Below are 23,371 nucleotides of genomic sequence, written 5' to 3' on the forward strand. Positions count from 1 at the left end.
CTCGTCACCCGAGAGCAAGCTCTCTGTGCTACCGTCCGACTTGCATGTGTTAGGCCTGCCGCCAGCGTTCAATCTGAGCCATGATCAAACTCTTCAATTTAAAGTTTGATGCTCATCGAATTAAACTTCGTAATGAATTACGTGTTCACCCGTGAGACTTGGTATTCATTTTTTGTCCGAAGACATCAAGAATCCATGTCACCTGAGTGCCCACACAGATTGTCTGATAAATTGTTAAAGAGCAGTGCCGCTGTGTTTTCGCCGCGGCGCGGGGTGTGCATATTACGCCTTCCCGCCGTGAAGTCAACTGATTATTTTCAGATTTCTTCACCTGACAGGCCGGTGTGTTTGCCGTTGTGTCGTGTCAGTGGAGGCGCATTATAGGGAGTTAATTCTGGCTGACAAGCATAAAATTCAAAAAAGTTATCGTTTGATTACTTTCCAGGCAAACCGACCTTTGAATGGTAATTTTTGCCTGGTTTTTATACAAAACGAGCCCCTGAGGGCTCGTTTTCTTTATTTTGTGACTTACTGCACTGCCACAATACGATCGTCTTTTACGACAAGCTGTACCGTTTTGCCTGGAATCAGCTCACCAGACAATATCTGCTGCGCCAGCGGGTTTTCGATCTGCTGTTGGATAGCGCGTTTCAACGGACGCGCGCCATACACCGGATCGTAACCATTCGCGCTCAACAGCTTCAGGGCTTCATCAGAGATAGTCACCGCATAGCCACGCTCTTCCAGACGTTTGTACAGGCGCTGCAACTGGATCTGCGCAATAGAAGCAATATGCTTTTCACCAAGCGGATGGAAGACCACCACTTCATCAATACGGTTAATAAACTCCGGACGGAAGTTCTGGCTCACCACGCCCAATACCAGTTCCTTCATATGACCATAATCCAGATCGCCAAAACGTTCCTGGATCAGATCAGAACCGAGGTTCGACGTCATGATGACAACAGTATTACGGAAATCCACCGTCCTGCCCTGACCATCCGTCAGACGACCATCGTCAAGCACCTGCAACAGGATGTTGAATACATCCGGATGCGCTTTTTCCACTTCATCCAGCAGGATGACGGAATAGGGGCGACGACGAACCGCTTCTGTCAGATAGCCGCCTTCTTCATAACCGACATATCCCGGAGGTGCGCCCACCAGCCGAGAAACGGAGTGTTTTTCCATAAACTCAGACATGTCGATACGCACCATTGCATCGTCGCTATCGAACATAAAGTTCGCCAGCGCTTTACACAGCTCGGTTTTCCCTACCCCGGTTGGCCCAAGGAACAGGAACGAACCGATCGGGCGATTCGGATCCGACAGCCCCGCACGGCTGCGGCGAATGGCGTTAGATACCGCTTCTACCGCTTCGTCCTGGCCAATCACGCGATGATGCAGGTCATGCTCCATACGCAGCAGTTTTTCACGTTCACCTTCCATCATCCGCGACACCGGAATACCGGTCCAGCGCGCCAGCACTTCGGCAATCTCAATATCCGTCACGCGGTTACGCAACAGACGCATCGTTTTGCCTTCAGCCTGGGTTGCCGCTTCCAGTTGTTTTTCCAGTTCAGGGATTTTCCCGTACTGCAACTCCGACATCCGTCCAAGATCGCCATTACGCCGCGCCTGTTCCATCGCGATTTTCGCCTGTTCCAGTTCAGCCTTAATGGTCTGGGTGCCGGAAAGAGAAGCTTTCTCCGCTTTCCACTCTTCTTCTAATGTCGAATACTGGCGCTCTTTATCTTCCAGCTCTTCGTTAAGCATTTCGAGGCGTTTTTTACTCGCTTCGTCAGACTCTTTCATCAGCGCGCGCTGTTCCAGCTTGAGCTGGATAATGCGGCGATCGAGACGGTCAAGTTCTTCCGGTTTAGAGTCAATCTGCATACGAATGCTGGATGCAGCTTCATCGATCAGGTCGATAGCTTTATCCGGCAACTGGCGATCGGAAATATAGCGATGCGACAACGTTGCCGCCGCAACGATCGCCGGGTCGGTAATCTGCACATGGTGGTGCAGCTCATAACGTTCTTTCAGGCCACGCAGAATCGCAATGGTGTCTTCCACTGTCGGCTCAGCAACAAACACTTTCTGGAAACGACGTTCCAGCGCAGCGTCTTTCTCTATATATTGACGATACTCATCCAACGTAGTGGCACCGACACAGTGCAGTTCGCCACGCGCCAGCGCTGGCTTCAGCATATTACCCGCATCCATCGCGCCATCGGCTTTCCCGGCGCCCACCATGGTATGCAGCTCGTCGATAAACAGAATGACATTGCCTTCCTGTTTAGAGAGATCGTTCAGCACACCTTTCAGACGCTCTTCAAACTCGCCGCGGTATTTCGCCCCGGCCACCAGCGCGCCCATGTCCAGCGCCAGAACGCGCCGACCTTTCAGCCCTTCCGGCACTTCACCATTAACAATGCGCTGCGCCAGTCCTTCAACGATAGCGGTTTTACCCACCCCCGGTTCACCAATCAGCACCGGGTTGTTTTTAGTCCGGCGTTGCAGTACCTGAATGGTACGACGGATCTCTTCGTCACGACCGATAACCGGATCGAGCTTGCCTTGCTCGGCACGCTCGGTCAGATCGACGGTGAATTTCTTCAAGGCCTGACGTTGATCTTCAGCCCCTTGATCGTTCACGTTTTCACCCCCACGCATTTGTTCAATAGCCTGAGTCACCTTCGCGGTGGTTGCGCCCGCCGATTTCAGTAAATCGGTTAGCGTACCGTGAGACTCCAGCGCTGCCAGAACGAAAAGTTCTGACGAAATAAAGTTGTCACCCCGTTTTTGCGCCAGCTTGTCGCAAAGATTGAGCACACGCACTAAATCCTGAGAAGGCTGCACATCGCCGCCGGTGCCTTCCACCTGCGGTAAACGGCTCAATGCCTGTTCAACGGCTGTACGTAGCGAGCCAGCGTTAACGCCGGCAGAGGTTAATAAAGGAAAAACCGAACCGCCTTCCTGCTTCAGCAGGGCGCTCATTAAATGAAGAGGTTCGATAAATTGGTTGTCGTGCCCCAGTGCGAGCGACTGGGCATCGGCAAGAGCAAGCTGGAATTTATTGGTAAGACGATCCAGACGCATAACTCCTCCCATAACAGGTCAAAATTGCTACTGGAGATTAAATGAGGTCATCCCTCAATTATTCAAGGTGAATGACCTGAATTATGCAAAAGAAAGTATATGCGAACTGGATCGTCTTGATTCTTTAGGTTATATCAGCCAAATAAAACTTGCCATACGGCCGGTTATCTTGTCCCGGCGGTATGAGAAAAAATCATCCTTTTGACTGAAGGTGCAGTGCTCACCGCCGAAGACTTGCTGGACGCCCACCGACGCCAGACGCTGGCGCGCGAGCTGGTAGATATCAGCGAAATATTTCTCGCCGTGCGGACGAAAAGCCCGATCGGCCTCAACATCATGCGCCATAAATGCCTCGCGCACTTCTGCGCCAACTTCAAACGCCTGCTGCCCGATCGCCGGCCCTAACCAGGCGAGCAGGTTTTCCGGCTTATCGGTAAAACAGGCAACCGTCTTTTCCAGCACACCCGCACACAACCCTCGCCAACCAGCATGAGCAGCAGCGACTTCGGTTCCATCACGATTGCAAAACAGCACCGGCAGGCAGTCGGCGGTCATCACTGCGCAAACCGTACCGGGCGTGTTGCTGTATGACGCATCCGCCCGTTTAGAGGTATAAGGCCCGCCGTCGAGCAGCAGCACGTCGGTACCGTGTACCTGCTCAAGCCATACCGGTTTTGAAGGCAGCCCTCCCTCGGCAAACATACGTTTGCGATTCTCTTCCACATGCTCAGCATCGTCGCCACAGTGGGCACCGAGGTTTAGCGAGTGATAGGGCGACAAGCTCACACCGCCGATACGGGTTGAACTGCATGACGCCACACCTTTCGGCTGCGGCCACTCAGGGAGGATCAGTTTGGTCATAACCAGGCGACATCGTCCTTATGGGTTTCAAAATCCGCGCGCATGGCAGCAATCAAATCCACCATATCCTGCGGAATAGGCGCGTGCCACTCCATCTCAATGCCGCTAATGGGGTGGTAAAGACGCAACATCGTGGCGTGCAGAGCCTGACGATCAAACTTGCGCAGCGCATCGATAAATTCGTCGGAAGCGCCTTTTGGCGGACGCGGACGGCCACCATACAGCTGATCGCCCACCAGCGGATGAGTGATATGCGCCATATGCACGCGGATCTGGTGGGTGCGGCCGGTTTCCAGACGCAGACGCAGACGCGTGTGCACACGGAAGTGCTCCATGATGCGGTAGTGCGTTACCGCCGGTTTACCCATCGGGTGCACCGACATATGAGTACGCTTGGTCGGGTGGCGGCTGATGGGTTCTTCAACCGTACCACCGGACGTCATATGCCCAATCGCTACCGCTTCGTATTCACGCGTAATTTCGCGCAGCTGCAACGACTCGACCAGCCGCGTTTGCGCCGGGATCGTTTTCGCTACCACCATCAAGCCGGTGGTATCTTTGTCCAGACGGTGCACAATCCCCGCGCGCGGAACATCGGCAATCGGCGGATAATAGTGCAGCAATGCATTCAGCACCGTACCGTCCGGGTTGCCTGCGCCCGGGTGAACGACGAGGTCACGCGGTTTATTGATCACGATAATGTCATCATCTTCGTAGACGATGTTTAGCGGGATGTCCTGCGGTTCGAAGCGCGCTTCTTCTTCAATTTCCACATCAATAGTGATGCGTTCTCCACCCAACACTTTCTCTTTCGGTTTGTCGCAAATACTGCCGTTGACCTGCACGTGCTGGTCGAGGATCCATTCTTTTATTCGCGAACGTGAATAATCCGGGAACAATTCGGCCAAAGCCTGATCTAAGCGTTGACCGAGTTGTTTTTCGGACACCGTTGCGGTGAGTTGTACTCGTTGTGCCATATACAGCTTCTTCGTTAACGTTGGGTTTTACGGCTTCGCCGTTTAATATAGTGTGCTATTGTAGCTGGTCTTAGTCGGGAGCAGGAATAAAGAATCTCCCGCATAAACATTCTGAGGAAAGTCTAAACGTCATGACGCGCTTGAAATATCTGGTGGCAGCCGCCACGTTGAGTCTGGCTTTGGCGGGTTGCTCCGGTTCAAAGGAAGAGGTGCCTGATAATCCACCAAATGAAATCTACGCGACTGCCCAGCAAAAACTGCAAGACGGTAACTGGAAGGCGGCAATAACGCAACTGGAAGCACTGGATAACCGTTATCCGTTTGGTCCGTACTCACAGCAAGTACAGCTGGATCTGATTTACGCCTACTACAAAAACGCCGATTTACCGCTGGCGCAAGCCGCGATTGACCGTTTTATTCGTCTGAACCCAACCCATCCGAACATCGATTATGTGATGTATATGCGTGGGTTGACCAACATGGCGCTGGACGATAGCGCTCTGCAAGGGTTCTTTGGCGTGGATCGCAGCGATCGTGACCCGGCTCATGCGCGTGAGGCGTTCAATGACTTCAGTAAACTGGTACGCGGCTATCCGCAGAGCCAGTACATCACCGATGCCACCAAACGTCTGGTGTTCCTGAAAGATCGTCTGTCGAAATATGAGCTGTCGGTAGTGGACTACTACACCGATCGCGGTGCCTGGGTTGCGGTTGTCAACCGCGTAGAAGGCATGCTGCGTGATTATCCGGATACGCAGGCGACGCGTGATGCGCTGCCGAAAATGGAGAAAGCCTACCGCGAGATGCAAATGAACGCGCAGGCAGACAAGGTTGCGAAAATTATCGCGGCCAACAGCAGCAATACATAAGTCTCTGAAACACAAAACGGCAGCCAGTGGCTGCCGTTTTTTTATTCATTTTACCAATAGCTGAAGCGGTTTAGCCACAATGCATCCTATCAACTATGACCGTTAATGGAGAGTTCCACAAGGTAATTTTCCCCTCTTCCTGTCCTGCCTCACAAAACCTTTCCTTTGACAAAAACCGACAAAATAATGTGATTTAAATCACGCTTTTTGACATTAGGCACGGTATGCTGAAATCACCAAGACGGAAAGACAAGAGGTAAAATTTATGACAATGAACATTACCAGTAAACAAATGGAAATTACTCCGGCAATCCGCCAGCATGTCGCAGACCGTCTCGCCAAACTGGATAAATGGCAAACACATCTGATTAATCCACATATCATTCTCTCCAAAGAGCCGCAGGGCTTTATCGCTGATGCCACTATCAACACACCGAATGGACATCTGGTGGCCAGCGCACGGCATGAAGATATGTACACCGCTATCAACGAATTGATTAACAAGCTGGAACGGCAGCTCAATAAAGTGCAGCACAAAGGTGAAGCACGTCGCGCCGCAACATCGGTGAAAGACACAAGCTTCGTTGAGGAAGAAGAAGAGTAGTCTCTACATTGAGTCCCTATCCAACGCGCCTGCGGGCGCGTTTTTTATTGACAGAGCGAAAACAGTGCGGGTACTGTACTTCGGTCGCTCAAAGGAAATTTACATGAAACTTGTGCCGTTCTTCTTCGCATTCTTTTTTACCTTCCCCAAATAGGGAGGCGATTCGTTTTGTGATAAAGAATGCGAAGACGAACAATAAGGCCTCCCGCTCCGGGAGGCTTTTTTTTTAATAATAAAAGGCAACAACATGACGGCTGAAAACCCCTTACTGGATTTACGCGTAAAGATCAGTGCACTGGATGAGCAGTTGCTGACCCTGCTGGCCGAGCGCCGCCAGCTCTCCGTTGAGGTCGGCAAAGCCAAGCTCGACTCACACCGCCCGGTGCGCGATATCGACCGCGAGCGGGATTTACTGGAGCGCCTGATCCAACTGGGCAAAGCGCATCACCTCGATGCATATTACATCACCCGCCTGTTCCAGCTGATCATTGAAGATTCCGTCCTGACTCAGCAAGCCCTGCTCCAGCAGCACCTCAACAAGATCAATCCGCACTCCGCGCGCATCGCTTTTCTGGGGCCAAAAGGCTCTTACTCGCACCTCGCGGCGCGTCAGTACGCCGCGCGCCATTTTGAGCAATTTATCGAGAGCGGTTGCCTGAAGTTTCACGATATTTTTAACCAGGTCGAAACCGGCCAGGCGGATTACGCCGTGGTACCGCTGGAAAATACCAGCTCTGGTGCTATCAACGACGTGTACGATTTACTTCAGCACACCAGCTTATCGATTGTTGGCGAGCTGACGGTGCCGATCGATCACTGTGTGCTAGTTTCCGGCTCGACGGATCTGGAGCAGATCCAGACGGTTTACAGCCACCCGCAACCTTTCCAGCAGTGCAGCCAGTTCCTGAACCGCTACCCGCAGTGGAAAATCGAATATTGCGAAAGCACCTCAGCCGCGATGGAGAAAGTGGCGCAGGCGAACTCACCGCATGCTGCTGCGCTGGGCAGCGAAGCGGGCGGCGCACTGTACGGTTTACAGGTGCTGGAACGTAACCTGGCGAACCAGACGCAGAATATCACCCGTTTTATCGTACTGGCGCGTAAAGCCATTGATGTATCAGAGCAGGTTCCGGCGAAAACCACGCTACTGATAGCGACAGGCCAACAGGCCGGTGCGCTGGTTGAAGCGCTGCTGGTGCTGCGCAATCACAATCTGATCATGACCAAACTGGAGTCGCGCCCGATCCACGGCAATCCGTGGGAAGAGATGTTCTACCTTGATGTGCAGGCCAATCTCCACTCGGCAGAAATGCAAAAAGCGCTGCGCGAACTGGGCGATATCACCCGTTCGCTGAAAGTGCTTGGCTGCTATCCCAGCGAAAACGTGGTGCCGGTCGATCCGGTTTAACACTCTCTGAACAGCGGTTTCTTCATCCCTGCCACGCTCACTGGCAGGGTGAAGATAGCGCCAGAAAGCGGATAACGCGCCAGCTCTTCCTCTTCCATATTTTCCCGCGTGGTGGTGATAAACAGCGTTTTCATGTCATCGCCGCCAAAGCAGACCATCGTCGGGCAACGTACCGGTAGACGGTACTCCGCAAGCTGTTCGCCCTGCGGTGAGAAACGTGCCACACGCCAACCGTCGAACATCGCGCTCCAGTAGCAGCCTTCCACATCCATTGCCGCACCATCCGGGATCCCATCCCCGGCAGTAAACCGGCGGAACACTTCCCGACGCCCCGGTTCGCCCTGCGCATCCAGCGGCGTACGATAAATCACACCGTTGGGCGTGTCGGAGGTAAACATCCATTGCTGATCCTGGCTGAACGCCAGACCATTCGCACCGTGAATATCGCACTGCACCACTTTTGGCATCAGATCGTTATCCACGCGCAGCAACAAAGCGCCGTTGTAATCGCCCGGCCCCCAGAACGTCCCGGCGTAAAAGCGTCCCCGGTGATCGGTGCCACCATCGTTAAAGCGCGCCAGTTGCGGGTTCGATGGGTTATCGCATACTTTCTGTCGCAGCAGGCCGCGCGCATCCGTCAGCCAGATGGCGTTACGCATTGCCACGATAAATCCGCCTTTCTCGCGCAGCGCAAAACAGCCGACCTCTTCCGGGAAGGAGAGCACCCGGTGTTCGCCAGATGCCAGATGGTAACGATGAATTTCACCTTCCAGAATATCCGCCCAGTAAAGCGCCTGTTCAGCTTCGCTCCAGGTCGGACATTCCGGCAGGTGGCCGGTGTAATCAAACAGCTGCTGTAACTCCGCCATTGCGCGTCCCTTAAATGAAAAAAGCCAGCGGTAAGCACTGGCTTTTCAGTATAAACGGCTTTTCTTTTACTGGCGGCTGTCGTTCGCCTGGCGCAGTAATACGCGGCTTTCGTTCTGAAAACGCTGCGCGTAATCGCCAAACCAGTGCTCCACTTTGCGGAAGCTGTCGATAAAGGCCTGCTTGTCGCCCTGCTCCAGTAAACCGATAGCTTCGCCAAAACGCTGGTAGTAACGCTTGATCAGCGCCAGGTTGTTCGACGACGACATAATAATGTCTGCGTAAAGCTGCGGATCCTGGGCAAACAGGCGCCCAACCATTGCCAGCTCCAGACGATAAATCGGCGATGAGAGCGCCAGCAACTGCTCAAGCTGCACATTCTCTTCGGCCAGATGCAGCCCGTAAGCGAACGTTGCGAAGTGGCGCAGTGCCTGAATAAACGCCATATTCTGGTCGTGTTCGACAGCGCTGATGCGATGCAAACGCGCGCCCCAGACCTGAATCTGTTCAAGGAACCACTGGTAAGCCTCTGGCTGACGTCCGTCGCACCAGACCACCACCTGCTTGGCAAGGCTGCCGCTGTCCGGCCCAAACATGGGATGCAGACCAAGCACCGGGCCTTTATGCGCCGACAACATCGCCTGCAACGGACCGCTTTTCACCGACGCCAGATCGACCAGAATACAGTCATCCGGTAGCGGCGGCAGTTGGCCTATCACCTGTTCGGTCACGTGGATCGGCACACTGACAATCACCATACCGGCATCGGCCAGCAGCTCGCCCGCCTGCGCCCAGTCTTCTTTTTCCAGAATGCGCACCTGATAACCCGACAGCGTCAACATTTTGGCAAACAGTTGCCCCATCTGGCCCGCGCCGCCGACAATCACCACCGGCCGCATTTCAGGACACAGGGTTTTAAAACCTTTGTCATTTTCGCTGGAGTAGGATTCGCGCATCACGCGGCGCAGCACATCTTCAATCAGATCCGGCGGAACGCCGAGCAGTTCGGCCTCTTTGCGGCGGGAAGCCAGCATTGTGGCTTCACGTTCCGGCACGTAGATCGGCAAGCCATATTTGCTTTTTACTTCACCAACTTCGGCTACCAGCTCCAGACGGCGCGCCAGCAGCCCCAGCAGCGCCTTATCCACTTCATCAATTTGATCGCGCAGCGCGGTCAATTCAGCAACCATAACAACCTCTTAAGCGAAACGCGCCGCCAGACTATTGCGCAGATCTTTATCGATCTCACGCAGCAGCGCTTCGGTCGATTCCCAGCTAATGCAAGCATCCGTCACGGAAACACCGTACTTCATGGCGCTGCGCGGCTGCTCAGAAGATTGATTGCCTTCATGAATATTGCTTTCAATCATCAGACCGGTAATCGAGCGGTTGCCATCTTTGATCTGTGCCACCACAGATTCGGCAACGGCAGGCTGGCGACGGTAATCTTTGTTGGAATTACCATGGCTGCAATCTACCATCAGCGACGGTTTCAGTCCCGCCTGTTCCATCTCTTTTTCACACTGCGCGACATCCGCCGGGCTGTAGTTCGGCGCTTTGCCGCCGCGCAGGATCACATGCCCGTCCGGGTTACCCTGGGTTTGCAGCAGGCAAACCTGACCGGCCTGGTTGATACCGACAAAGCGATGCGGCATTGCCGCCGCGCGCATGGCATTGATTGCCGTAGCCAGACTGCCGTCGGTGCCGTTTTTGAAACCGACCGGCATCGACAGGCCGGACGCCATTTCGCGGTGCGTCTGGGATTCGGTGGTGCGCGCACCAATTGCCGACCAGCTAAACAAGTCGCCAAGGAACTGCGGGCTGTTCGGATCCAGCGCTTCGGTCGCCAGCGGCAGGCCCATACTCACCAGTTCCACCAGCAGACGACGCGCAATCTTCAGGCCAGCTTCCACATCAAACGAGCCATCCATGTGCGGATCGTTAATCAGCCCCTTCCAGCCAACGGTGGTACGGGGTTTTTCAAAATAGACGCGCATCACCAGATAGAGGCTATCGCTGACCTCTGCGGCAAGGGCTTTAAATCGACGAGCATATTCAATCGCGGCTTCAGGATCGTGAATCGAGCAAGGGCCACACACCACCAGCAGGCGCGGATCTTTTCCGGCAATGATGTTGGAGATGGTCTGGCGGGACTGCGCGATTTGCGCTTCCTGCTCAATGGTCAGCGGGAAAGCCGCTTTCAATTGTTCCGGGGTGATCAAAACCTGTTCGTCGGTGATATGTACGTTGTTCAGCGCGTCTTTTTGCATGATGGCGATCCTGTATGACTCGTTTTGCGATAAGGGTTCCTCCGTAGAGGATGGCGTAACCATACCATATACGGTAAAGATTTCAATCCACAAAACGTACCGATTTCTTTACATATGCAATTTATTCCGCCTGATTATGGCGCTGGGTGTAATTATAAATTTACACTCAGCGCATTTTGCTTATGCCTGCGCGCTGGCTGAACGCTGCGCGGCACGTTTCCAGCGCAGTGCATCAATCAGTATAAACAGCAGCAGGCTGCCGCCCATCACCGGCAACATGAGCCCCAGCAACAGCGCGATGACCAGCGTGCCAAAACGCCCTGCCCGGCTTAAACTCAGCCAGCAAGAAAGCAAGGTTGCAGCCGGATTCACCGCAGCGCCTGCCGGTCGGCGAATCCACCACAAGCGGTAGCCAACCACGATCATCACGCACAGCGCAGCGCCAAAGAGGATCAGTAATAACTGGTTTGCAAGGCCGAACAACACGCCCATATGAAAATCGACGCCCCAGCGCGTCAGTTTCGCCATCAGCGGGAAGTCGGCAAACCGCGTGCGGTCAACCACCGCCAGCGTGCTGCCATTAATCGCTACCGCATCGACCTGCGTTGGCCAGCCGCGATCGATTTCTGTCACCGTCCACGCTTTATCCATGCTGCGCGGCGGGCGGATCTCCAGCTTGCTGGCAGCAATTCCGGCCCGCCGGGCAGCCCGCAACACATCATCGAATTGCACCCAATCCAGCGCCATTTCCGGCATGTTCATGCCCGCATGATGTTGATGATGTTCCGCATGCGGATCGGTCGCCATCGCTGCGCCATCAAGCTGCGTGTTGACCTGCGGCGTCATCCAGCCGAAAGCCGCCCGCAGGCTATCGACATTGCCGCCCGCCCACTGCGACCACGTCAGGCCGGTGGCGGAAAACAGCAGCATACCGGCCAGCAGGCTCCAGCCGAGCAGCACATGCAGGCGGCGATGATTTTGCACCGCGTTATTTATCCGCCGTTTCGGGCGCGTGAAAAACCACAGTGCAATACCGCCCAGTGCCGCCACCCACATCCATGAAGCGGCAAGCTCGCTGTAGAGGCGGCCTGCATCGCCCAACAGCAGCGAGCGGTGAAAATAGTCGATCCACTGGCGCAGCGGCAAAATACCGCTGGTGCCGTACACCGTCATATCGCCCTTCACCTGTAAGGTCACGGGATCGATAAAGATGGCGCGGTTTTCCGACACGCCAAGTTGCGGATCGGCAAACATCACGCGCGTAGTGGCGTTGTCGGCAAGGCCTGGCCGCACAGCATGCAGACGCAGGTGGCCGCCGCTCACCTGCTCAGCAACAGCAATCTGCTCAGCCAGCGGCTGGCGCGTACCGGAGGACACACCGTACAGCGCATCGCTGTAGAGAACATTTTCCAGTTGTGGCGTCGCCACATACAGCGTGCCGCTCAGGGCCGCAATGAAGATAAAAGGCCCGACAAACAGGCCAATATAAAAGTGCAGGCGTCGCAGCAAATTCAGCCACGCCGCACGCGGGGTGCAGGAAGTCATACTTTTCCTCAGGAATAGTCAACGCGTGCCGTTACGCAGGGGCGAACGGCCTTTTATACATGTCAGGAAAAGCAGAAAAGCGGCGGCGCGCGGGTGTCAGGGTACAGCCAGGGGAAGAAGTGCCACTGTCTGATCAGCGGGCGAGCGGGCTTCAGGCGAATGCGCAATGCACGCCCCATCAGCAGCAGCGCAACCAGCAGGATCAAGCCAGGCACATGTGCCAGCAAGACGCAGTAGCCACAGGCTTCAGCGTGATCAACAGGCAGGGAAGTTGGCGGGTGCGTTTCCGGCTGAGATGACATCTCATGATGCATCGGCATGCTCATCTCGTGATGCATACCCGGCATAGCACTCATCGGATCTTGTTGCAGGGAGACGGAAATCAGCGGGGCGACGACAATCAGCAGGATCGCAAACAGCGCCAGCCATGTGGCTGAGCATTTTGCTGCCCATTGATGAAAAGCGTTCTTCACCGCATCTCCTCCCGATCGAGGCGGCATTGTAAATTAATCATCACCGGCAGGTTAAATTATTTCGAAAAAGAAAAGGTAAAGGCAGCAAAAAAGTTAGTTAAACCGCTTTTGCCGCCACTCGCCGCATTCAACGATTTACCCTTCTTTATCAGCGTGTAAAACCCTTTTTCATGCAGCGAATTGCAGCGTTATGCAACATCCGCCGCCATTTTGCCGCCATTAAGCTGCGACAGCGGGTTGAGCATCACCGCCTCTTCAAGATGATCGGGCGCAAAGTGGGCGTAGCGCATGGTTTCACGGATATTGGCATGGCCAAGAATACGTTGCAGCACGAGAATATTGCCGCCATTGGTCATAAAGTGTGCGGCGAAAGTGTGGCGCAATACGTGGGTTTTCTGCCCTTCGGCCAGCGCGATATCAGTGGTGGCCAGCATTTTGCTGAATTCCCCGTAGCACGGCTGGAACATCTGCCCCTGCAGCGGCGACAGCTCGTCAAAAAGCCACGGCGGGATCGGCACCGTCCGGTTGCGCCCGCCTTTGGTTTTGATAAAGGTGATTTTATTCGCCACAAGCTGCGCACGATTGAGGTTTTCCGCCTCGCGCCAGCGCGCGCCGGTGGCGAGGCAAATTTTCACCACCCGCGTTAAATCGGCATGCCCGTAGCGTTCGCAGGCCGCCAGCAGGGTGATGATTTGCGGCTGCGTCAGCCATGTCATTTCCCGCTCTTTTTCGCGAAAAATACGCACGTTTTCAATCGGGTTCGGCAGCGACCATTCACCCAGCCGCCGCAGTTCGTTAAACACCGCGCTCAGATATTGCTGCTCGCGGTTGACCGTGACCGGTTTCACCTTCCACTTTGCTTTGTCCGGCGTGTAACCGTTATCGATTTCGCCGCTCAGACGCTGGTCGCGATAGTGCGCCCAGGCTTTGGCGGTCAGGCGCGAAGCGACCGGATCGCCCAGCCCGCGACAGACAATCTCCAGCTTCGCCATCCGCGACTTGCCCGCCGCCAGCGACTGGCCATGCAGCTTAAACCACAGCGCAACCAGCTCGCTTAAACGCCGGCGATCCTCTTTCTCGCCCAGCCACGGCTTCTCCTGCGCCTCCTGTTTCGCCCAGGATTCAAACGCTTCGGCCTCGCCTTTGGTATTAAACTGCCGACGAATGCGCCGCCCTTCCCGCCCCTGCGGGTAGAGTTCACACAGCCACTTGCCGTTTTTCTGTTTGCTGACCGTCATTGCCGCTTACACATGTTTTTCCAGCGTAAAAACCACCACGCCGAACGGCGCAATCTCTGTCACGCCGCACTCGAAATCGACCGCGTTATTCGTCAGGCGGACTTTGCCGCCCGGCAGACGCACCACATCAAACACATCCAGCGCATCGTCGATACTGATAAACCAGCGCCCGTTGCCAATTTTCTGCGCCGAGGTATCCACCAGCCAGGCCGCATTCAGCCCCTCGACAAAATTCAGCCCCTCTGTCGATGACGGCGCAAGGCTGCGATCCAGCGCCCAGACGCCCGCCTCTTTCAGCTCGCCGGATTCCAGACGGAATTTCGGAATGCTCAGCACCGCATCGCTTTGCGCTGCAGGAGCGGGAGCCGGGTACATTTCGCCTTTCCCGGTCGCCAGCCAGTTCAGCGAGACGCCGGTATCCAGCGCGCAGGTCACCACCACGTCGCCGGGAAAAAACTCACGCCGCACCCAGGTGCTGATGGTCCCGGAGGAGATATCGAGCAGGTCGCCGAGATCTTTTTGCATCTGGAAACCATACGCATCGAGGATGCGACGCAGCACCGGGCGCCCGCCGGTCGATAAAATCTCATCGTACAGCGCCTTGCCTTTCGGCAGCGGCTTATCCGCTGATTTTGCATTTGCAAATTCACCGTTTACCAGCCAGTGCAAATCTGCGCCGGTATCCAGCGCGCATTTGACCACCGCCTTATAGGGCACGCTGTCGCGCTGGATCCAGCTACTGATATTGTTCGCCGGGACATCCAGTGCTTCGGCGAGCGCTTTCTGGCTGGAGACAGAATAGGACGCAGCAATACGCTCGATCACATCCTGAACACTCATTTTGTTATCACTCATGTTCACCAACATCAAAAAAGCGATTTACACAATCGCATTTGCGATTTATATTGCTATGCATCGACCAAAATGCACAGCAGTGCAGTACATTTCAAACAACAGGAGATAATGCGATATGTCAGATGCAAAATCAACGCCGTCGCATCCGTTATCTGGCTCTCAAATACAATCCAGGAATTTCACCCATGGGCAGATGGATGAACTGGTCTGCGCCCTTCTCCCGACATTGCAAACCCTGATCCGCTCGGCGATGTCCGATGCCATGACAGTGCGGGATTTCGCCGCCATGCGCGGTATCAGCGAGCGTCTGGTCTGGCAATGGCTCGACGAAGGCATTCTGCTGAAGGCTCCGACCCGCGACTATTCGAGCGCGGAAAACGCCGGTAAACGCAGCCGCACGCTGATCAATGTGCAGGCCTGGCGCGACAAATTAACCCAGCAGGCGATCGACTGTCGTTATCTCGACCGTCGTTCCGGCACCTCGTTTAGCTGAATTTGCTTTTGCAAACTCAGAATCAAACAGGAGGCAATATGGCGATCACCTCACCCACCGCAACGCTTCCGCTCAACGCCGGAGAACGCCTGAGCGGGCTGAACCATATCGCGGAAATCCGCGGCCGCTACTGGGGCGATAGCTGGCGCGAGGTGGCGCGCTTTATCGACGAGCTGCGCGACAAGCGGGATGAACACTTTGAAGAGAACAGCCGGGCGCTGGCGGCGATCTTCTTTCTCGCCAGAGTACCCACGGCGCGTCAGGCGCTTCATCCGGATGCGCTGACGCTCGAGGAGAAGCGGGCGCTGATTGCCGCAATGAACCATTTCCGCGCGGTAGTAAGCCTGTTTCCGAAACGGCTCACCATGCCGCTGTAACCCCTTTTTTCATACCTATGACGTCAACCCGTCGGGCCTCCCTTTGCCCGAATTTCAGGAGAAATACCATGCGAAAAAATATTAACCCCCCTGCAGAACGCAGCCATGAAGAGATCGCGCTGCTGCTGTCAGAAGCCCGCAACAACGAACGTCTGCGCTGCGCAGGCGTTATTTCCGGGCGGCTGGAGGCGCTGGCAGCGTTTATCGCCACTCAGCGTCTTGAGTGGTGCGACGCCGCCGAGCTGCTGCGCCAGGAAGCCAGCCATATCGATAACCAGGCACAGGAGCTGCACTGATGGCCGATGAAATGGATCTCGTTCAGCAGCGTGAGCTGGACGATCGCGAGCGCTATATCCGCCAGGCGCGTAACCGCCTGCTGTTGCCCTCACGCCTCACCTGCGAATGCTGCGATGCGCCGATTCCCCAGGCCCGGCGGATGGCATTGCCCGGCGTGACCTGCTGCGTCAGTTGCCAGCAACTCGCCGAACTGAAAGATAAACATTACCGGAGGCGCTAATTGGCGATCTCGTGGGCTTATCCGTGGAACGCGCCGCGTTCAGCGATCGCCAGCCCGTATCCCACCCACGCGGAACTGCACCGCCGCAACCGACATTTTGCGGCGGTGCAGCAGGCGCGCCACGCGCTGGCGCTGCAACCGGAGTGCATCCGCTTTCCGGTCACCCGCCGTATCGATGCGCTGGAACAGGCGCACGGCGCGGCGCGGGCCAACGCCTTTCTCTGCCACTTCTTTCACCGCGCTATCCCACGGCTAAACGCGGTGGCGCAGCGCTACCAACACAAACCGTTTAGCCCGCGCCTCTCCAGAGCCGTGTTCAATGGCCATTTTGATACCGCCATCCAGCAGGATCTGGCGAGCCGTCTGCTGGCGCTGCTGGCCCGCTACAACCAATTGCCGGACCTGGCGAAAAGCGCGATTGACCGGCTGGCGACCGATATAGCGCATTTTATTCGCGGCGAACTGGCAAACATCGACAGCGCGGACGCGGCAGAGCTGAAAACCCTGCACCGCTGGTATCTGCACGCCGGAATGATTGCGCTGCAATTTAACGTCACGCCGCCGCACTGGCAGCGGGTTACCCGTAAAGTGGCCTGCGCTGATGAGATTGCCCCGGCGGTGATCCGTCTGTTCAGCGAAGTCTGGTGGCGCGGCCATCTGCGTCGCATCGCCGCTCAGTGGCGCGAACATTTACAGATTGCGCTCGGTAACGTCAGCAAGAAAAAACGGCCCTACGCCAGCGATGATTGCGTCAGCGCCTGGCGCGAGCAGAAGCGCCGTAACCGCGAGTTTCTCAGCAGCATGGAACTGGAAGATGAAGAAGGGAACCGCATCAGCCTGATTGATAAGCATGACGGCTCGGTCGCCAACCCGGCGATTCGCCGCTGCGAGCTGATGACGCGCATTCGCGGCTTTGAAACGATTTGTCAGTCGCTCGGTTATGTCGGCGAATTTTATACCCTGACCGCGCCGTCAGCCTTTCACGCCACCACCCGCGCCGGTTACCGCAATCATAAGTGGAACGGCGCCAGCCCGGCGCAGACGCAGGGCTATTTCACCCGGCTGTGGGCGCGGATCCGTGCCAGGCTGCATCGTAACGGACTGCGCATTTTCGGCATTCGCGTGGCTGAACCGCATCACGATGGCACGCCGCACTGGCATCTGCTGCTGTTTATGCAACCGCAGGATGTCCGCCACGTGCGCGAAATTCTCGGCGACTATGCCCGCGAAGAGGACAACCACGAGTTGCGCAGCGATAAGGCGAAGCGCGCGCGCTTTCACGCCGAGGCGATCGATGCGCAAAAAGGCAGCGCCACCGGCTATGTGGCGAAGTATATCGCCAAGAATATCGACGGTTATGCGCTGGAAGGCGAGCGCGATAACGAGAGCGGTTCACCGTTACAGGAGACGGCCTGCGCCGTTTCCGCCTGGGCGGCGCGCTGGCGTATCCGCCAGTTTCAGTTTGTTGGCGGCGCGCCGGTGACGGTGTATCGCGAGCTGAGAAAAATGGCCGATGGCGAAACAGCACGCGGCTTAAGCGTGGAATTCGCACTGGTTCACGATGCCGCCGATGCCGGGGACTGGGCTGGTTACGTCAATGCGCAGGGCGGGCCGTTTGTTCGTCGCGATGATTTGCAGGTGCGCACGCTGTATGCGCCGGATGAAGAATTTAACCGGTACGGCGAAACCACAGTACGTATTCGCGGGGTGTATGACACGCAGGTCGGTGCCGGTTCGCCGGTGCTGACGCGGCTGAAAAAATGGAAAATTGTGCCGAAGCGAACGGAGGTTGACCTTCAGGGCGCGCCTGCGCCCTCTTGGAGTTCTGTCAATAACTGTACGCGCTGGCCCGCCAGCCGCTGTAGCGATCCACCGCCCGACAACCCGGCATTGCCAGGAAAACCCGTGCCCAACGCGTGGGTGAAGCAGAATAATGGTTTTCTTTTTCAGCAACATAGTGATGCGGTGAAATAATTTTCGCTTCCCATTAATAAACGGCCTATGATACTGTACAAATATACAGTAAAGAACTCATGAGGGGATTCATGGTGTCTGAACGGAATGAACGCGCTCAGCGGAAATGGGCGTGTGTAAGGTTTATTGCCGAGTTGTCTCTGCTCCACCATTGCAAAAAGGAAGAGCTGGAAATGGCGCTGTGGCTGATTGCTGACATGGCGGAAAGCGAAAGCGCGACCGCGCAGGAAAGAGACATCTTTTACCAGGCAGAATAGCGGCCGGAAACTCGCCGGTAACGGCGGCCTGCGCGCCAGATCATACCTGCACTGTTTCAGGCCGCCCCCTCCCCACTTCACACTGCTTTCGCCCTGTTGTGCCAGCGTGCAGCCAGCGGCGACAGATAGCGTCCGCCTGCTCCGGTCTGGAGACTTAACGGTGGGAAAAATCCTTCCCGACGGTAAGAGACGCGAAAACGATGAATGTAATCACACAACAGGGCGACACGCTCGATCTCCTTTGCCTGCGCTATTACGGCTACACCCAGGGTGTGGTTGAAACGGTGCTGGCGGCCAATCCCGGCCTTGCCGATCTGGGCGTGATTTTGCCTTACGGTACTGCGGTAAACCTGCCGGAAGTGCAGGCGCCGACGCAGACAGAAACGGTGAATCTATGGGCCTGACTATCGAAAAAGTCACCTCGTCGCTGGCCTACTGGATAAGCGTCGCGCTGACCTTTTTCGGCGCGATGACGCCGCAGGATTTCGCCGCCTGGTTCGGCGCGCTGGGCGTTGCCGTCACCGTCGCCGTGAACTGGTATTACCGCCGCAAAAGCTATCTGTTCCTGAAATCCTGCGCCGTGAGCCAGGAGGTGATGAATGGGCTTACCCGTTAAACGTTGTAGCGCTGCGGCGGTGCTGGCGCTGGCGGTGCTGGTGCCGGATTTTCGTTTGCTGCATACCTCACAGCAGGGGCTGGCGCTGATTGCCGATCTGGAAGGCTGTCGTCTGCGCCCGTACCAGTGCAGTGCTGGCGTCTGGACATCCGGCATTGGCCACACCGCTGGCGTTGCGCCAACGCGGGATATCAGCGAAAAAGAGGCGGCGGTGAATCTGGTCGCCGATGTACTGCACGTTGAACGACGGCTGGCAGCCTGCGCGCCGGTCGCCATGCAGTCACAGGTCTATGACGCGGTAGTCAGTTTCGCCTTTAACGTTGGCGCCGCTGCCGCCTGCCGTTCGACGCTGGTGTGGTTTATCAACCACAAACAGTGGCAACAGGCCTGCGATCAGCTGCCGCGCTGGGTGTTTATCAACGGCGCTCGCAATCGCGGGCTGGAAAACCGCCGCGAGCGCGAGCGCACCTGGTGCCTGAAGGGGGTGAAATGACCGCCCGGCTGATTGCCCTGCTGCTCGCCGTGCTAGGCGTAATATGGCTGGTGCAGCAAAACCACGCGCTACGTAGCGCGCTTTCGCAATCCACCTGGCTTACGCACGAGCAGAGCAACACCATCGCGCAACTGAAAGCGCAGCGCGACGCCGCTGATGCGCTGGCGGCCAATAACGAGCAGGCGCAGGTGGCACTGCGTCAGCAGCTCAATGTCGCCAGCGAACAGGCCGTGCGCCGCGAACAAACCATCACAAGGTTACTCCATGAAAATGACGCCTTTCGCCGCTGGTATAACACTCAGTTGCCTGATGCTGTGCGCCGGGTGCACCAGCGCCCCGCCTGCCCCTCTGCCGGTCACTGTTTACAACCGTTGCCCGCAGGTCAGCCTGTGTCCGATGCCGGGCAGCGATCCGCAAACTAATGGCGATTTAAGCGCCGATATCCGTCAACTTGAGCGCGCACTGGAGAATTGCGCGCTGCAAGTTGAAACCGTTAAACACTGCCAGGATGAGATAAATGCTAAAACCCGACACGCTGCGCAAAGCCCTGACTGATGCTGTCCCGGCGCTGCACGACAACCCCGATACGCTGCGGCTGTGGGTGGACAAAGGCAGCAATACCGCCACGTTCGCCTCTTCGCTGTCGTTTGAAAAACAGTTCAACCTCAATGTCGCCGTCAGCGCTTTTTCCGGCGATATCGATACGATTTTTGTGCCGATCATGGCCTGGCTGCGCGACAACCAGCCGGACATTCTCACCGTCGACGCGGGCCAGCGCGGCTGCTTTAGCTGGTCACTGACGACCAACAGCGACGGTACGCAGGATCTGCTGATTATCCTGCAACTGACCGAGCGCACCAAAGTGACGGAAGTCGATGGCGCGCTGCACGCTGAGACGCTGCCGGAGCCGCTGCCGCCGGCGCTGGTTACCCGCCCGGTTGAGCTTTATATCAACGGCGAACTGGTGAGCCGCTGGGCTTCATAACGCCCGCAAATGCGCCCCGCGTTGTGCCAAAAGCCGGACAGCCTTGTCCGTTTTTCAAAGCCGGGGCCGCATAGCATCATTTCCGCTATGAACACACAACTCTCGCTCCAGGAAATGGCCCGCGCGCTGCGCAATATGATCCGTACCGGGATTATCGTCGACATCGACCTGACTTCCGGGCGTTGTCGAGTGCAGACAGGCGGCATCGTCACTCAGTGGTTGCAGTGGTTAACCCACCGCGCCGGACATTCACGTACGTGGTGGGCGCCCTCGGTCGGCGAGCAGGTTTTACTGCTGGCGGTCGGCGGCGAGCTCGACACCGCCTTTGTGCTACCGGGCATTTTTTCTGACGACAACCCGGCGCCTTCCGCTTCGGCGGACGCCTGGCATGTCGCCTTCCCCGATGGCGCGGTGTTCGAATACGAACCACAAAACAGCGCGTTGAAAGTCAGCGGCATTAAAACCGCCGATATCACCGCCTCCCAATCCGTAACCGTCAGTGTGCCGGAAGTGAAGGTTGTCGCCTCCACCCGCATCACCCTTGATACCCCGGAAGTGGTCTGTACCAACAAGCTCATCACCAGCACGCTGGAGGTGCAAAAAGGCGGCACGATGAGCGGCAATATCTCGCACAGCGGCGGTTCGTTGTCCTCTAACGGCAAAGTACTGCATACCCATCAACACCCCGGCGACAGCGGCGGTACCACAGGAGCGCCTCTATGACAGTGCAATACAGCGGTTTTGACCGCACCACCGGCCAGCGCCTGACCGACACCGAACATATCCGCCAGAGCATCAGCGATATTCTGCGCACGCCTGTTGGCTCACGGGTCATGCGCCGCGATTACGGTTCACTGCTGTTTGAGATGATCGACCAGCCGCAAACCCCGGCGCTGGCGCTGCAAATTCAGGCCGCCTGCTATATGGCGCTGCTGAAATGGGAACCGCGCATCACGCTGAACGCAGTGACAACCGAACGGCAGTTCGACGGTAAGATGATTGTCAATCTGACCGGCCAGCTCGCCAGCACCGGCGAATCCCTTTCGTTAACCCTTCCAGTGAGTTAAAACCATGCCGATTATCGATCTGAGCCAGTTGCCCGCGCCCAATGTGGTTGAGGAACTTGATTACGAGGGTCTTCTTGCCGAACGCAAGGCGACGCTCATTTCCCTGTTTCCTGCCGACGAGCAGGAGGCCATCGCCCGTACGCTGGCGCTGGAATCCGAGCCGCTGACCAAGTTTCTTGAAGAGAACGCTTACCGCGAAGTGCTGTGGCGCCAGCGCGTTAATGAAGCCGCCCGCGCGGTGATGCTGGCGTACGCCGCCGGTAACGATCTTGATGTGATTGCCGCTAACAGCAATACCGCGCGGCTGGTGATCACCCCTGCCGATGACAGCACCATCCCACCGACGGCTGCGGTGATGGAGTCTGATAAAGACCTGCGACTACGAGCGCAACAGGCCTTTGAAGGCTTAAGCGTGGCCGGGCCGGAAGGCGCTTATGAATATCACGGCCGCAGCGCCGATGGCCGGGTTGCCGATATCTCGGTGATCAGCCCGAACCCGGCGTATATCACCATCTCTGTGCTCTCACGCGAAGGCGACGGCAGTGCCAGCGACGAACTGATCACCATCGTTGAAAAGGCGCTGAACGCAGAAGATGTCCGCCCGGTTGGCGACCGCGTAACGGTACAAAGCGCGGAAATTGTGCCGTACCAGATTGACGCCACGCTCTATTTTTACCCGGGGCCGGAATCGGAACCGATTCGTCAGGCCGCCGAACAGCAACTCAAGACCTATATCTCCGCACAGCGCCGACTGGGCCGCGATATCCGCCAGTCGGCCATTTACGCTGCGCTGCACGTTGAAGGTGTACAACGCGTGGAGCTGAGCGCGCCGCAAAGCGATCTGGTGCTGGAGAAAAACCAGGCCTCGTACTGCACCGCCTGGAGCATTAATACAGGAGGCACCGATGAGTGATGACCGCCTGTTGCCCGTTGGCTCCTCGGTTCTGGAGGTGGCAACGGCAGAGGCAGCGGCACAAATCGAACGCGTACCGGTGCCGCTGCGCACATTATGGGATCCACAAACCTGCCCGGCAGAGCTGCTGCCTTACCTGGCGTGGGCGCTCTCCGTCGATCGCTGGGATTACAGTTGGCCTGAAGCCACCAAACGTAAAATTATCGCCTCCGCTTTTTTTGTTCATCAACACAAGGGAACCATTAGCTCATTACGGCGCGTGGTTGAACCGCTCGGCTACCTGATTGAGCTACGTGAATGGTGGCAGGAGAACGCCGAACCCGGCACGTTCCGGCTGGTGATTGGCGTGCAGGATAATGGCATTACCGAGCAGATGTACCAGGAGCTGGAGCGGCTGATCAACGATGCCAAACCAGCGAGCCGCCATCTGTCGGAACTGAACATTAGCCTGAGCACCAGCGGCGAGTTTTATGTTGGCGCCGGTTGTTACCTCGGCGAAGAGCTGACGGTTTATCCTTACATGCCGGAAGAGATTGTGGTCGGCGGCGAGTATTACCCCGCTTCTGCCATCCATCTTATTGATGATGTTTATATCTCATAACCCGCCACA

General features: G+C 56.4%; 30 protein-coding genes and 1 other annotated feature. Of the genes, 20 read left to right on the forward strand and 10 right to left on the reverse strand.

The window, feature by feature from the left end:
* Positions 1-528: 528 nt before the first annotated feature.
* The 3 genes from clpB to rluD form a co-directional block, all read right to left on the reverse strand.
* The gene (gene clpB, locus C0557_RS18680) at positions 529-3,102 is read right to left on the reverse strand and encodes an ATP-dependent chaperone ClpB (protein WP_208660146.1); all 2,574 of its coding nucleotides are present in this window, start codon (positions 3,100-3,102) and stop codon (positions 529-531) included.
* 129 nt (positions 3,103-3,231) lie between these two features.
* Entirely contained in the window at positions 3,232-3,963 is a 732-nt protein-coding gene (yfiH, locus tag C0557_RS18685; protein ID WP_208660148.1) for a purine nucleoside phosphorylase YfiH, read from the reverse strand.
* Complete coding sequence (gene rluD / locus C0557_RS18690; RefSeq protein ID WP_208660150.1) at positions 3,960-4,940, reverse strand: 23S rRNA pseudouridine(1911/1915/1917) synthase RluD; 981 nt, start codon at positions 4,938-4,940, stop codon at positions 3,960-3,962. Before rluD ends, yfiH begins: the two co-directional genes overlap by 4 nt.
* A gap of 131 nt (positions 4,941-5,071) precedes the next feature.
* On the opposite strand from rluD, the gene bamD reads away from it, so the two are divergent.
* The 4 genes from bamD (at position 5,072) to pheA (ending at position 7,821) form a co-directional block, all read left to right on the forward strand.
* Entirely contained in the window at positions 5,072-5,809 is a 738-nt protein-coding gene (bamD, locus tag C0557_RS18695; RefSeq protein ID WP_208660152.1) for an outer membrane protein assembly factor BamD, read from the forward strand.
* 265 nt (positions 5,810-6,074) lie between these two features.
* Positions 6,075-6,413: a ribosome-associated translation inhibitor RaiA gene (raiA, locus tag C0557_RS18700; RefSeq protein WP_007370750.1), complete on the forward strand. Its 339-nt coding sequence runs from the start codon at positions 6,075-6,077 to the stop codon at positions 6,411-6,413.
* A gap of 102 nt (positions 6,414-6,515) precedes the next feature.
* Positions 6,516-6,641 (forward strand) — a sequence feature (Phe leader region).
* A complete protein-coding gene (pheL, locus tag C0557_RS27295; RefSeq protein ID WP_194138581.1) occupies positions 6,517-6,567 on the forward strand; it encodes a pheA operon leader peptide PheL in 51 nt (16 codons plus the stop codon). It overlaps the preceding feature by 51 nt.
* Positions 6,642-6,660: 19 nt before the next feature.
* Positions 6,661-7,821: a bifunctional chorismate mutase/prephenate dehydratase gene (pheA, locus tag C0557_RS18705; protein WP_208660155.1), complete on the forward strand. Its 1,161-nt coding sequence runs from the start codon at positions 6,661-6,663 to the stop codon at positions 7,819-7,821.
* Here the strand turns inward: pheA and C0557_RS18710 are convergent.
* From C0557_RS18710 to C0557_RS18740, 7 genes are all read right to left on the reverse strand, one after another.
* Entirely contained in the window at positions 7,818-8,690 is an 873-nt protein-coding gene (locus tag C0557_RS18710) for an SMP-30/gluconolactonase/LRE family protein (protein WP_208660157.1), read from the reverse strand. The two genes, pheA and C0557_RS18710, sit on opposite strands and share 4 nt — an antisense overlap.
* A gap of 66 nt (positions 8,691-8,756) precedes the next feature.
* On the reverse strand, positions 8,757-9,878 hold the full coding sequence (tyrA, locus tag C0557_RS18715; protein WP_064564442.1) for a bifunctional chorismate mutase/prephenate dehydrogenase: 1,122 nt from the start codon (positions 9,876-9,878) through the stop codon (positions 8,757-8,759).
* A gap of 9 nt (positions 9,879-9,887) precedes the next feature.
* Positions 9,888-10,958: a 3-deoxy-7-phosphoheptulonate synthase AroF gene (gene aroF / locus C0557_RS18720; protein ID WP_007370746.1), complete on the reverse strand. Its 1,071-nt coding sequence runs from the start codon at positions 10,956-10,958 to the stop codon at positions 9,888-9,890.
* A gap of 180 nt (positions 10,959-11,138) precedes the next feature.
* Complete coding sequence (locus C0557_RS18725) at positions 11,139-12,503, reverse strand: PepSY domain-containing protein (protein ID WP_208660159.1); 1,365 nt, start codon at positions 12,501-12,503, stop codon at positions 11,139-11,141.
* 62 nt (positions 12,504-12,565) lie between these two features.
* A complete protein-coding gene (locus C0557_RS18730) occupies positions 12,566-13,003 on the reverse strand; it encodes a DUF2946 domain-containing protein (RefSeq protein ID WP_371813202.1) in 438 nt (145 codons plus the stop codon).
* A gap of 161 nt (positions 13,004-13,164) precedes the next feature.
* Positions 13,165-14,214, reverse strand: a complete 1,050-nt coding sequence (locus C0557_RS18735; RefSeq protein WP_208660163.1) for a site-specific integrase — start codon at positions 14,212-14,214, stop codon at positions 13,165-13,167.
* A 6-nt stretch (positions 14,215-14,220) separates the two neighbouring features.
* The gene (locus tag C0557_RS18740) at positions 14,221-15,069 is read right to left on the reverse strand and encodes a phage repressor protein CI (protein WP_208660165.1); all 849 of its coding nucleotides are present in this window, start codon (positions 15,067-15,069) and stop codon (positions 14,221-14,223) included.
* 115 nt (positions 15,070-15,184) lie between these two features.
* Between C0557_RS18740 and C0557_RS18745 the strand changes: the two genes are divergently transcribed.
* The 16 genes from C0557_RS18745 (at position 15,185) to C0557_RS18815 (ending at position 23,362) form a co-directional block, all read left to right on the forward strand.
* Positions 15,185-15,562: a Cro/Cl family transcriptional regulator gene (locus C0557_RS18745; protein WP_208660167.1), complete on the forward strand. Its 378-nt coding sequence runs from the start codon at positions 15,185-15,187 to the stop codon at positions 15,560-15,562.
* Positions 15,563-15,600: 38 nt separating this feature from the next.
* Positions 15,601-15,939 carry a DUF5347 domain-containing protein gene (locus C0557_RS18750; protein WP_074774023.1) on the forward strand — a complete coding sequence of 113 codons (339 nt, stop codon included), beginning with the start codon at positions 15,601-15,603 and terminating at the stop codon, positions 15,937-15,939.
* A 68-nt stretch (positions 15,940-16,007) separates the two neighbouring features.
* On the forward strand, positions 16,008-16,235 hold the full coding sequence (locus C0557_RS18755) for a DUF2732 family protein (RefSeq protein ID WP_208660169.1): 228 nt from the start codon (positions 16,008-16,010) through the stop codon (positions 16,233-16,235).
* Positions 16,235-16,456 carry a TraR/DksA family transcriptional regulator gene (locus tag C0557_RS18760; RefSeq protein WP_007370737.1) on the forward strand — a complete coding sequence of 74 codons (222 nt, stop codon included), beginning with the start codon at positions 16,235-16,237 and terminating at the stop codon, positions 16,454-16,456. The genes C0557_RS18755 and C0557_RS18760 overlap by 1 nt, the downstream gene beginning before the upstream one ends.
* Entirely contained in the window at positions 16,457-18,430 is a 1,974-nt protein-coding gene (locus C0557_RS18765) for a replication endonuclease (RefSeq protein WP_208660171.1), read from the forward strand. It begins immediately after the preceding gene.
* A gap of 71 nt (positions 18,431-18,501) precedes the next feature.
* Positions 18,502-18,687 (forward strand): hypothetical protein, encoded by a 186-nt coding sequence (locus tag C0557_RS18770; RefSeq protein WP_035888419.1) that lies wholly within the window; start codon positions 18,502-18,504, stop codon positions 18,685-18,687.
* A gap of 200 nt (positions 18,688-18,887) precedes the next feature.
* On the forward strand, positions 18,888-19,091 hold the full coding sequence (locus C0557_RS18775; protein WP_208660173.1) for a tail protein X: 204 nt from the start codon (positions 18,888-18,890) through the stop codon (positions 19,089-19,091).
* Entirely contained in the window at positions 19,082-19,303 is a 222-nt protein-coding gene (locus tag C0557_RS18780) for an HP1 family phage holin (protein WP_074774014.1), read from the forward strand. The genes C0557_RS18775 and C0557_RS18780 overlap by 10 nt, the downstream gene beginning before the upstream one ends.
* Positions 19,287-19,796 carry a lysozyme gene (locus tag C0557_RS18785; RefSeq protein WP_208660175.1) on the forward strand — a complete coding sequence of 170 codons (510 nt, stop codon included), beginning with the start codon at positions 19,287-19,289 and terminating at the stop codon, positions 19,794-19,796. Before C0557_RS18780 ends, C0557_RS18785 begins: the two co-directional genes overlap by 17 nt.
* Positions 19,793-20,218, forward strand: a complete 426-nt coding sequence (lysB, locus tag C0557_RS27500; RefSeq protein ID WP_208660178.1) for an Rz-like lysis system protein LysB — start codon at positions 19,793-19,795, stop codon at positions 20,216-20,218. Before C0557_RS18785 ends, lysB begins: the two co-directional genes overlap by 4 nt.
* On the forward strand, positions 20,106-20,351 hold the full coding sequence (gene lysC / locus C0557_RS27300) for an Rz1-like lysis system protein LysC (RefSeq protein WP_253073738.1): 246 nt from the start codon (positions 20,106-20,108) through the stop codon (positions 20,349-20,351). Before lysB ends, lysC begins: the two co-directional genes overlap by 113 nt.
* Entirely contained in the window at positions 20,314-20,781 is a 468-nt protein-coding gene (locus C0557_RS18795; protein WP_208660180.1) for a phage tail protein, read from the forward strand. Before lysC ends, C0557_RS18795 begins: the two co-directional genes overlap by 38 nt.
* 87 nt (positions 20,782-20,868) lie before the next feature.
* Positions 20,869-21,504 (forward strand): phage baseplate assembly protein V, encoded by a 636-nt coding sequence (locus C0557_RS18800; RefSeq protein ID WP_074774002.1) that lies wholly within the window; start codon positions 20,869-20,871, stop codon positions 21,502-21,504.
* Positions 21,501-21,848, forward strand: a complete 348-nt coding sequence (locus tag C0557_RS18805; protein WP_208660182.1) for a GPW/gp25 family protein — start codon at positions 21,501-21,503, stop codon at positions 21,846-21,848. Before C0557_RS18800 ends, C0557_RS18805 begins: the two co-directional genes overlap by 4 nt.
* Before the next feature lie 4 nt (positions 21,849-21,852).
* Positions 21,853-22,761, forward strand: coding sequence for a baseplate assembly protein (locus tag C0557_RS18810; RefSeq protein ID WP_208660184.1), 909 nt, complete (start codon positions 21,853-21,855; stop codon positions 22,759-22,761).
* On the forward strand, positions 22,754-23,362 hold the full coding sequence (locus C0557_RS18815; protein ID WP_208660186.1) for a phage tail protein I: 609 nt from the start codon (positions 22,754-22,756) through the stop codon (positions 23,360-23,362). Before C0557_RS18810 ends, C0557_RS18815 begins: the two co-directional genes overlap by 8 nt.
* The last annotated feature ends 9 nt before the right edge of the window (positions 23,363-23,371 follow it).

It is taken from the genome of Kosakonia sp. MUSA4, assembly GCF_013085925.1.
Taxonomy (GTDB): domain Bacteria; phylum Pseudomonadota; class Gammaproteobacteria; order Enterobacterales; family Enterobacteriaceae; genus Kosakonia; species Kosakonia sacchari_B.